The sequence below is a fragment of the Proteus sp. fly-1067 genome, from assembly GCF_040139345.1.
GTDB classification, from domain to species: domain Bacteria; phylum Pseudomonadota; class Gammaproteobacteria; order Enterobacterales; family Enterobacteriaceae; genus Proteus; species Proteus vulgaris_B.
In genome coordinates this window covers 1-577 of sequence record NZ_JBEEUL010000188.1, presented here as the reverse complement: position 1 = coordinate 577, position 577 = coordinate 1, and the positions used below count along the sequence as shown (strand labels likewise).

General features: G+C 35.0%; 1 protein-coding gene. It reads right to left on the bottom strand.

The window, feature by feature from the left end:
- The coding region (locus ABN217_RS19915) for a hypothetical protein (protein WP_349459953.1) at positions 1-577 on the bottom strand (577 nt) is incomplete at both ends.

The following is a 577-nucleotide window of genomic DNA, read 5'->3' as shown; positions in this document are numbered from 1 at the left end:
CTGTTAGCTCATTAAGCTGGTGGCTTTTACCTGTACCAGGTGCTCCATAATAGATATAGTTACATCCTATTTTAGCAGGTTTAGTAGGAGCCAAATGTATTATGCTTGAAGTATCTTCGTCTAAGTATTTTACTGGCTCTTTACTCAGAGTTTCAAAATAACGCCTTAAATCTCCAGATGCTGTAAAAGCCTTAACAATAGTTAAAAGCCGTGATGAATTGGCAACAATAACTCGAGCAGCTAAATCAAAAGATGATTGAAATACATCACCTCTATCCAATGTTTTACCATTCATTTGATCTGTTTTTTTAAGAGGTTGAAACCACCAGTCTCGATCCGTTAAAAACCGTTCAAATAATATAGCATCACTAGGCTCCATAGCCCTCAAGAATAATTTAGTATCGTTAGCAATTTCAGATGTATTATTAAGTTCTTCAGATGGCAACTTATTTAAGAACTCTTTGATCGAGACACTACTATGCTCTTTATTTTTTAAAAACTCTCTGAGTTCTTTAATTTTTTGCTGATATTCACACAACGCTTCATCTAATTCCCAGAAGGTTGCTCCATACCAAAG